Consider the following 9,295-nt stretch of genomic DNA (forward strand, 5'->3'; position numbering starts at 1 on the left):
GTCCGGCGTTGAGCCGGACGGCGGGGCGGACGGCAGGGGGCGGGCGGCGGTCAGTGACCGAGCAGCTTCAGCACCCGCGTCCAGCTGTCCGCGCGGGCCGCCTCGTCGGCCCGCGCGGTGGCGAGGACGCTGCCGTCCGCGCCACCCTCCTGGCCGGGCTGGCCGTAGGGGAACCAGTTCACGTGATGGCCCGCCTTCGGATAGGTGACCTGCTGGTGGCGGGCACCGGACGCGTTGCGCTGGGCGGCGATGCGGCGGGCCGCGCCGTCGGAGTCCCACATCTTGTCGTTGCCGCCCGCGACGGCCAGCACCCTGCCGCGTACGCGGTCCAGCCGGATGGGCCCGGCCGGGATGGGCCTGCCGCGCTCCGCCCAGGCGGCACGGCCCTGCGCGCCGGCCAGATAGGGACCGTTGATCTTGGCGGAGGGCGCGTAGGCGATCACGTCACGGAAGACGGACGGGTGGCGCTGGCCGAGGAGTTGGGCGACCTCGCTGCCGCGGGAGTTGCCCATCACCGCGAGCCGCTTGGGGTCGGCGCCGGGCTCCTTGCCGAGCACGCGGGCCGCGCGCGTGAAGTAGCCGAGGTCGATCATGTTGATCGCGTTGGGCCGTCCCGAGCCCTCGCCGCAGCGGAAGTAGCACAGCGACAGCGCGGGATGGCCGCGCGCCGCGAGCAACGCGGCGGCGTTCTCACCGGAGTTGCCGCCCTCCGAGCCGCCGAAGACCAGAACGGGCGCCCGCCGCTTCGCACCCTTCGCCGGGGTGTACAGCTCGCCGTCGACCTTGTCCCTGGCGACCGTGAGCTTGCGGTGCCGCACCTCACCGGTCAGCCACTGGCGGCTGATGGTGCGGCCGGCCAGCCGCTTGCCGTTCTTGCTGACGGTCAGCCGCACGTCGTACGAAGGCTGCTCGGCCGGGGAGGCCGGGTGGTAGTAGAGGGCCCGGCCGCTGCCGATCATCTTCGTCCCCGGGCCGCGCTGCGGCAGCATCGCGGTGATCAGGCTCATACTGCCGGGCTTCTCGTACGGGCGCCCGCCGCGCGGTGCCTGCCCGCCCAGGTCCAGACGGCCGTGCGCGTCGGCCGTGAAGTCGCCCTTCGCGCTCCACGGCATGCCGCGCTGGTCCTTGGCGTGCGCGGCGACCGTGACCCGGTCCTCCGCGCCGAGTCCGCCGACCCGCACGCGTACGCCCTTGTCGGCGAGGGCCACGGGATGGTCGACCCGGATCGACGCCCGGTCCTCGTCCTTGACCCTGTCCCTGCCCGGGGGCCGGGCGTCGTCGCTGCCTCCCCCGCCTGAGCAGGCCGCGGTGGCGGCCAGCATGAGGAGCGCGGCCGCGGCAGCCCGTACCGTTCCTGTACGTCTCACGGGGCGCACCCTACGCACACCCGGCCGTGGCACGGAATCGGCTGCCGACCGGCTGGCAATCCGCGACGAAATCCGCAACCCTGTCGCACATGCTGCCCGCAGAGCGTGACTTCTACTCGACGCAGAGCGTCCACAGCGATCCCGGCGCTACGGACAGGCTCGCCGAACTTCCCGGTGGCCCGGATGAACTCGCGTTGCTCGTCCGGCACTTGCTCATTCACCGGGACGAGACGGGCCGTTTCGGGTGCGCGTTGTCCGAGGCGCGCTACCGCGCCGAAGCGGAAACCCGCTACATCGACGACATACTGGACACCATCACGCGGCTCGACGGTGCGCCCCTCAGCGCACCGCGACGCCCGCTCGACCGGTTCGCGGGCACCTGCCGCGACTTCGCACTGCTGCACTGCTCGCTGCTGCGGCACACTGGGACACCGGCACGTATCCGCTGCGGTTACGCCACCTATTTCGCGCCGGGCTTCCACGACGACCACTGGATGACCGAGTACTGGCACCCGGAGCGCGGCTGGATCCTCAGCGACCCGCAGATGGTGCCCGACTCGCAGGTCGAGAAGGCCTACGAGCTGGACTTCGACCCGCTCGACGTGCCCCGCGACCGCTTCCTCGTCGCCGGCGAGGGCTGGCGGCGGTGCCGTGCGGGCGAGGCCGACCCGAAGACCTTCGGCGTCAGCGCGCTCGGCCTGATGGGCCGGTGGATGGTGCGAGCCAACGTCGTGCGGGACCTGGCGGCGCTGAACCGCGCCGAGGTGCTGCCCTGGGACGCTTGGGGCCTCGGCGACAGCGAACCGGGCATCGACGAGCCCGGCGAGGCGGAGCTGGCGCTGCTCGACGAGGCGGCGGAGGCCACGGTGGAAGCGGACTTCGACCGGGTCCGCGCCCTCTACCTGAACACCCCGGGCCTGCGGGTGCCGGAGACGATCACCTCGTACCAGTCCTACGACGGCGAGTGCGAGGTGCGCCTGCGCGGCGGCCCGCAGGTCCAGAGTCCCTGACGGTGGGCGGGCGGCTGGGCTAGCCGGCCTGGGCCGTCTCGTAGAGCGTCTGCGCGTCCGCACCGAAGTACGGGCCGAACATCGTGCCGGGCAGGAAGACGTAGCCGAAGCTGTTCACCGACGCCTGCAGACCGGTGCCCGACGCCTCGTCGAACTCGGTGAACCACGGGCCGCCGCTGGAGCCGCCCGTCATGTCGCACGAGAGGCCGTGGTCGTCGGTGAGCAGGAAGTCCTTGAACGTGGTCCCGCTGCAGTAGATGAACTTCTCGCCGTCGTACGGGTCGGCGGCCGGGAAGCCGAAGGCGTACATGGTGGAGTTGTAGGGGGCGTTGAAGGACAGACCCTGGCCGCCGACGACGTCCGTCAGCTTCTTGCCGTCCAGGGGCTTCACGACGGCGGCGCCGACGTCGAAGTTCATGTCCTCGCTCGCCTCCCACTGCGGCGTGGTCAGCGTCTTGTCCGCCGCCCACCTGCCGTGCGGGGCCTGACCGTCGTGATAGCCGGGCACGAACGTCCAGTTGGTGTGCCAGCTGCCCTGGTACTTCACGCAGTGCCCGGCCGTGATGACCGTGCTGGCGTTGGCGCTGGTGACCGCGTTTCCGGAGCAGGAGGCGTTACGGCCGTCGAAGGTGAAGAAGACCCGCCCCGACGTCTGCACGACGTCGCCGCCGCCGGTCCACGGACCGCCGCCCTCGGGAAGCGCCTTCGTCCCGGCGTCCGGCAGGACCGGCGGAACCTTCAACTCCTCGGCTCCCGGCACCGCCTTGCCCGCGCGTTCGACGGCGCGGGAGCCGATGTCGAGCAGGTCGAGCGGCGCGGCCTTCCGCATCCGGTCGGCGGTCCAGTATCCGGCGGCCGGCCCGTCCGGGGCCTCGGCCGCATGCTGGACGGCCGAACGGGGCGCGCCGCCACCGGAGTCGGCGCTCGCGGGCGCCGCCTGTACGACGAGCCCGAGCAGGGCTCCTACGGCGACCAGCGCGCCGGCGCCCTTGCGCATACGTGTTGTGCGTCTCACGCGTACTCCTTCTGCGGGGGGTGGGGCAGATGAGTGGTGCGGACGAACGTTCGCGTTGCGGTTGTGCGTTCTGAGCGTGCCCCGAAATCGGCTCCGCCGAACGGGAGATGTGCGTGTTCCGCCGCCCGGCTCTCCGAGCAGGGCGGTGGCACCGGCTCGTGATCTCGGGTCGGTCCTGGTCAGCTGAGTACTTCGGGCCTGCAACTCTCTGGACAGCACCTCGCGGGTGAGTCAGGCTGAGCGATCACTGCCGCCGAAGCACAGGGGGTCCGTACCGATGCATCCGTCCATGACAGGCGGACGAACGCGCCGCCGCGGACCCGCGCTGTTCGCTCTCGCCACCGCGACCGCCCTGCTCGCCGTCGGCTGCGGGTCGGGGGACTCCGGGCCGGCCAAGGTCAAGGGCGTCGGGCTGGTGAAGGCCGACCAGCTCACGACCTGCACCCATCTCCCGTACCCGCCCTTCCAGTTCGAGCGGAAGGGGAAGATCGTCGGCTTCGACGTGGCGATGATCGACCTGGTGGCGAAGGAGCTGGGTGTCAAGCAGGTCGTGATCGACAAGTCCTTCGAGACGATCAAGACCGGCGCCGACCTCAACGCCCGTACCTGCGACGTCGCCGCAGCGGGTATGACCATCACCGACGAGCGCAAGCAGAATCTCGACTTCTCCGCGCCGTACTTCGACGCCACCCAGGCCCTGCTGACCCGCAAGGGGGTCGAGGCCAAGTCGCTCGACGACGTGAAGTCCCAGAAGCTGAAGCTCGGTTCGCAGTCCTCGACGACCGGCGAGGACTTCGCACGCAAGGCGGGGGTGGACTCCAAGTCGTACGAGTCCTCGGACGCCGAGCTGAACGGGCTGCGCACCGGGCAGGTCGATGTGATCGTCCAGGATCTCCCGGTCGTGCAGAACTGGCTGAAGGACGCGAAGACATCGGCGAAGTTCGAGCTCTCGGGGAACCTGGACACCGGTGAGCAGTACGGCTTCGCGGTGAAGAAGGGCGGCAGCCCCGCGCTGCTGAAGAAGATCGACGGCGCGATAGCCAAGGCCAAGAAGGACGGCACGTACCAGAAGCTCTACGAGAAGTGGATCGGGCCGATGCCGAAGGGCGCCGCCACGCGATGAGCGGCCCTTCCCCCGCCCCCGTCGAGGAAGCCGAGGAAGCCGCCCCGCCGGAAGCGCTGCGGCAGCACGGGCTCTCGCCGCGCCGCAGGCGGCGGTTGTCGCGTGGTGCGCAGTACGTCCTGTTCGCGGTCGCCCTCGTGCTGCTCGCGACGCTCGCCGACTGGGGACGGCTCCAGCAGCAGTTCCTCGATCCGAACGTGGCCGGGCAGCTCTTCCCCGACCTCATCACCATCGCGCTCTTCAACACCGTGGTCTACACCCTGACCGGCTTCGCCGTGGGGCTGGTGCTGGGCCTCGTGATCGCGCTGATGCGGCTGTCGTCGGTCGGTCCGTACCGCTGGCTGGCGATGGCGTACATCGAGTTCTTCCGCGGTCTCCCCGCTTTGCTGATCTTCATCTTCGTGGGGGTGGGCGTGCCGCTGGCCTTCCCCGGGCTGGTCTTCCCCGGCGGTACGTACGGGCAGGTCGCGTGCGCGCTCGGGCTGGTCTCCGCGGCCTACATGGCGGAGACGATCCGGGCCGGGATCCAGGCCGTGCCGCGGGGGCAGCTGGAGGCCGCCCGCACCCTGGGGATGTCGCATGCGACGGCCATGCGGTCGATCGTCATCCCGCAGGCGTTCCGGATCATCGTGCCGCCGTTGACGAACGAGCTGGTGCTGCTCTTCAAGGACTCGTCGCTGGTGCTGTTCCTGGGCGTCACCCTGGAGCAGCGCGAACTCACCAAGTTCGGCCGGGACCTGGCCAGCGAGGAGGCCAACACCACACCCATCTTCGTCGCGGGGCTGTGCTATCTGCTCGTGACCATCCCGCTCGGGCTGCTCGTACGGCGGCTCGAGGCGCGGCACTCCAAGGCACGGTGAGGACATGACAGCGTCGGCAGAGACGGCGGCGACCGTGACGGCGCCGGCGCCGTCCGCGATCGAGATCCACGGGCTGCGCAAGTCCTTCGGCGAGCTGGAGGTGTTGCGGGGAGTCGACTTCCGCATCGCGCACGGGGAGGTGGTGTGCGTCGTCGGACCGTCGGGCTCCGGAAAGTCCACGCTGCTGCGGTGCGCCAATCTGCTGGAGGAGCCGACCGCCGGGCGGGTGCTGGTGAGCGGGGTGGACATCACCGACCCGGACGTGGACATCGACCGGGTGCGCCGCCGGATCGGCATGGTCTTCCAGCAGTTCAACCTCTTTCCGCATCTGACCGTGCTGGAGAACCTCACGATCGCGCAGCGGCGCGTGCTGCGGCGGGACAAGAAGGAGGCCGCCGCGGTCGCGCGGGAGAATCTGGCGAAGGTGGGGCTGACCGAGAAGGAGAGCGGCTATCCGGGGCAGCTGTCAGGCGGACAGCAGCAGCGGGTGGCCATCGCGCGGGCGCTGTCGATGGGACCGGAGCTGATGCTCTTCGACGAGCCGACGAGCGCGCTCGACCCGGAACTGGTGGGCGAGGTGCTGGGGGTGATGCGGACGCTCGCGGGTGAGGGGATGACGATGATGGTCGTCACCCACGAGATGGCGTTCGCCCGTGAGGTCGCCGACCGGGTGGTCTTCCTGGACGACGGAATCGTGGTCGAGGAGGGGGCCCCGGAGGACGTGCTCGTCCGGCCGGAGCATGCGCGGACCCGGGAGTTCCTGGCCAGGGTGATCCACCCCGGCGGTCTGGCGGACGCCGTCCCGGACGCCCCCGGCGTCCGAGGCGCCCCGGACGCCCCCTGAGGCGCCCGGGGCGGACCAGCCGTGACGGACGCGACCCGCGTCCCACCCCGCCAGTCGGCCGGCCGGGTCAGCCGGCCTGCGCGTTCTCGTACAGCTTCTGGGCGTCAGCGCCGAAGCGCGGGCCGTACATCGCGTTGGGCTGGAAGTTGTACTTGAAGCTGTTCACCGACGCCTGCAGGCCCGTGCCCGACGCCTCGTCGAACTCGGTGAACCAGGGGCCGCCGCTGGCGCCGCCCGTCATGTCGCACGCGAGACCGTAGTCGTTGGTGAGCAGCAGGTCGCGGTAGGCCGTACCGCTGCAGTAGGTGAGCTTCTCGCCGTCGTACGGGTCCGCGGCGGGGAAGCCGAAGGCGTACATGGTCTCGTTGTAGCCGGAGTTGAAGGACAGGCCCTGGCCGCCGACGACGTCCGTCAGCCTCTTGCCGTCCCGGGGCTTCACGACGGCGGCGCCGACGTCATAGTTGAGATCCTCGCCGGCGTCCCACTGCGGGGTGGTCAGCGTCTTGTCGGCCGCCCACTTGCCGTGCGGGGCCTGGCCGTCGTGATAGCCGGGCACGAACGTCCAGTCGGTGTGCCACTTGCCTTCCATCTTCACGCAGTGCCCGGCCGTCATGACCGTGCTGGCGTTGTCGCTGGTGACCGCGTTGCCCGAGCAGGAGGCGTCGCGGCCGCCGAACTTGAAGAAGACCCGGCCCGAGGTCTGTACGACGTCGCCGCCGCCCTGCCACGGCCCGCCGCCCTCGGCCGCCGACTTCTTGCCGCTGTCCGGTCCGAGCGGCGGTATCTTCAGCTCCTCGCCGCGGGGCACCGCCTTGCCCGTACTCCGGACGGCATCGGAGCCGACGTCGAGCAGATCGAGAGACGTGGCGTTGCGCATTCGCTCCGCTGTCCAGGAGTTGGAGAAACTTTCCTGTGCCGCCTTCTTCGCACCGGCCGAACCCGGGGCGCCGCCACCGGAGTCGGCACTCGCGGGTGCCGTCTGCAGGGCGAGTCCGAGCAGGGTGCCGGTGGCCACCAGCGCTCCGGCGCCTTTGCGGATGTGTCGTAGATCTCTCAACGCGTACTCCTTCTGCGGGAGCGGGCACATGTGCGTTCAGAGCCTGCCTTGAAAACCCCCTTGTCGAAAAGGGGTTGGGCATATGCAAATGACATGGCGCCCGGGATTATCCCGGGCGCCATGGTGTGTTCCCTCACGCGAAGGAAGTGTTCAGAAGCGGCGGGTGATCAAGGCTCGCTTGACCTCCTGGATGGCCTTGGTCACCTCGATGCCGCGCGGGCAGGCGTCCGTGCAGTTGAAGGTGGTGCGGCAACGCCACACGCCGTCCTTGTCGTTGAGGATCTCCAGGCGCTGCTCGCCCGCCTCGTCGCGGCTGTCGAAGATGAAGCGGTGCGCGTTGACGATCGCCGCCGGGCCGAAGTACTGGCCGTCGTTCCAGAACACCGGGCACGAGCTGGTGCACGCGGCGCACAGGATGCACTTGGTGGTGTCGTCGAAGCGCTCGCGGTCCGCGGCGGACTGGTAGCGCTCGCGCGTGGGCTCGTTGCCGCTGGTGACCAGGAACGGCATCACGTCGCGGTAGGCCTGGAAGAACGGGTCCATGTCGACCACCAGGTCCTTGAGGACCGTGAGGCCCTTTATCGCCTCGATGGAGATCGGCTTGCCCGGGTTGATGTCCTTGATCAGCGTCTTGCACGCCAGCCGGTTACGGCCGTTGATGCGCATCGCGTCCGAGCCGCAGATGCCGTGCGCACACGAGCGCCGGAAGGTCAGCGTCCCGTCCAGCTCCCACTTGATCTTGTGGAGCACGTCCAGGACCCGGTCCTTCGGGTCGGTCTCGAGGGTGAAGTCCTGCCACTCCGGCTCGGCCGACACCTCGGGGTTGAAGCGGCGGATCCGCAGGGTGACGGTGATCAGGTGCGAGGCCGCGGCCGCGGACTTGCCGGTCTCGTCAATGACAGCGGTGCTCATCAGTACTTACGCTCCATCGGCCGGTAGCGGGTCTGCACGACCGGCTTGTAGTCCAGCCGGATCGACTCGGTGCCGTCGTCGCCCACCTCGCGGTACGCCATGGTGTGGCGCATGAAGTTGACGTCGTCGCGGTTCGGGAAGTCCTCGCGGTAGTGACCGCCGCGGGATTCCTTGCGGGCCAGCGCGGAGACCGCCGTCACCTCGGCCAGATCCAGCAGGTTGCCCAGCTCTATGGCCTCCAGCAGGTCGGTGTTGAACCGCTTGCCCTTGTCCTGGACGCTGATGTCCTTGTAGCGCTTGCGCAGTGCGCCGATCTCCTCGACGGCTTCCTTCAGCGTCTGCTCCGTACGGAAGACCATGACGTTCTTGTCCATGCACTCCTGGAGCGCCCTGCGGATCTCCACGACCCGCTCGTCGCCGGTCGCGTCCCGCAGGTTCTCGACCTCGCCCTCGACGAACGCGGAGGGGTTCTCCGGCAGTTCGGTGAAGTCCGCGTTGGACGCGTACTCCGCGGCGGCGATGCCCGCCCGCCGCCCGAAGACGTTGATGTCCAGCAGCGAGTTGGTGCCGAGCCGGTTCGCACCGTGCACGGACACGCAGGCGACCTCCCCGGCCGCGTACAGGCCGGGCACCGGCGTGTTGTTGTCGGCGAGCACCTGGCCCTGCACGTTGGTCGGCATGCCGCCCATCGCGTAGTGCGCGGTCGGCTGGATCGGCACCGGGTCGGTGTAGGGCTCGATGCCCAGGTACGTACGGGCGAACTCGGTGATGTCCGGCAGCTTGGCGTCCAGCTGCTCCGGCGGCAGGTGCGTCAGGTCGAGGAAGACGTGGTCCTTGTCGGGTCCGCAGCCGCGGCCTTCGCGGATCTCGGTGTAGATCGCGCGGGAGACGACGTCACGGGAGGCGAGGTCCTTCATCACCGGCGCGTACTTCTCCATGAAGCGCTCGCCGTCGCGGTTGCGCAGGATGCCGCCCTCGCCACGGGCGCCCTCGGTGAGCAGGATGCCCATCTTCCAGATGCCGGTCGGGTGGAACTGGAAGAACTCCATGTCCTCAAGCGGCAATCCCCTGCGGTACGCCACCGCCTGGCCGTCTCCGGTCAGGGTG

9 protein-coding genes are annotated in these 9,295 nt (G+C 69.8%); 4 read left to right on the forward strand and 5 right to left on the reverse strand.

The features are described 5' to 3' along the window. Positions 1–50 precede the first annotated feature (50 nt). Positions 51–1,367, reverse strand: a complete 1,317-nt coding sequence (locus tag ACRDP3_RS15785) for an acyl-CoA thioesterase/BAAT N-terminal domain-containing protein (RefSeq protein WP_431517582.1) — start codon at positions 1,365–1,367, stop codon at positions 51–53. 89 nt (positions 1,368–1,456) lie between these two features. Here ACRDP3_RS15785 and ACRDP3_RS15790 point away from each other — a divergent pair, with 89 nt between their 5' ends. Further along, positions 1,457–2,377 carry a transglutaminase-like domain-containing protein gene (locus ACRDP3_RS15790; protein WP_431517583.1) on the forward strand — a complete coding sequence of 307 codons (921 nt, stop codon included), beginning with the start codon at positions 1,457–1,459 and terminating at the stop codon, positions 2,375–2,377. A 19-nt stretch (positions 2,378–2,396) separates the two neighbouring features. Here ACRDP3_RS15790 and ACRDP3_RS15795 read toward each other — a convergent pair whose 3' ends face one another. Then, positions 2,397–3,374 carry a trypsin-like serine peptidase gene (locus ACRDP3_RS15795; protein WP_431517590.1) on the reverse strand — a complete coding sequence of 326 codons (978 nt, stop codon included), beginning with the start codon at positions 3,372–3,374 and terminating at the stop codon, positions 2,397–2,399. A gap of 307 nt (positions 3,375–3,681) precedes the next feature. Here ACRDP3_RS15795 and ACRDP3_RS15800 point away from each other — a divergent pair, with 307 nt between their 5' ends. The 3 genes from ACRDP3_RS15800 to ACRDP3_RS15810 are packed head-to-tail and all read left to right on the forward strand — an operon-like array spanning position 3,682 to position 6,219. Next, positions 3,682–4,515, forward strand: a complete 834-nt coding sequence (locus ACRDP3_RS15800; protein ID WP_431517584.1) for a transporter substrate-binding domain-containing protein — start codon at positions 3,682–3,684, stop codon at positions 4,513–4,515. Continuing rightward, entirely contained in the window at positions 4,512–5,375 is an 864-nt protein-coding gene (locus ACRDP3_RS15805) for an amino acid ABC transporter permease (protein WP_431517585.1), read from the forward strand. The genes ACRDP3_RS15800 and ACRDP3_RS15805 overlap by 4 nt, the downstream gene beginning before the upstream one ends. 4 nt (positions 5,376–5,379) lie before the next feature. Beyond that, a complete protein-coding gene (locus ACRDP3_RS15810; protein WP_431517586.1) occupies positions 5,380–6,219 on the forward strand; it encodes an amino acid ABC transporter ATP-binding protein in 840 nt (279 codons plus the stop codon). A 67-nt stretch (positions 6,220–6,286) separates the two neighbouring features. Here ACRDP3_RS15810 and ACRDP3_RS15815 read toward each other — a convergent pair whose 3' ends face one another. From ACRDP3_RS15815 to ACRDP3_RS15825, 3 genes are all read right to left on the reverse strand, one after another. Continuing rightward, positions 6,287–7,276: a trypsin-like serine peptidase gene (locus ACRDP3_RS15815; RefSeq protein WP_431517587.1), complete on the reverse strand. Its 990-nt coding sequence runs from the start codon at positions 7,274–7,276 to the stop codon at positions 6,287–6,289. A gap of 150 nt (positions 7,277–7,426) precedes the next feature. Further along, on the reverse strand, positions 7,427–8,188 hold the full coding sequence (locus tag ACRDP3_RS15820) for a succinate dehydrogenase iron-sulfur subunit (RefSeq protein WP_431517588.1): 762 nt from the start codon (positions 8,186–8,188) through the stop codon (positions 7,427–7,429). After that, positions 8,188–9,295, reverse strand: a 1,108-nt coding sequence (locus ACRDP3_RS15825; protein WP_431517589.1) for an FAD-binding protein, incomplete at its 5' end; no start/stop codon positions are given. The genes ACRDP3_RS15825 and ACRDP3_RS15820, both read right to left, overlap by 1 nt.

The organism is Streptomyces sp. (genome assembly GCF_050698815.1).
GTDB lineage: Bacteria > Actinomycetota > Actinomycetes > Streptomycetales > Streptomycetaceae > Streptomyces.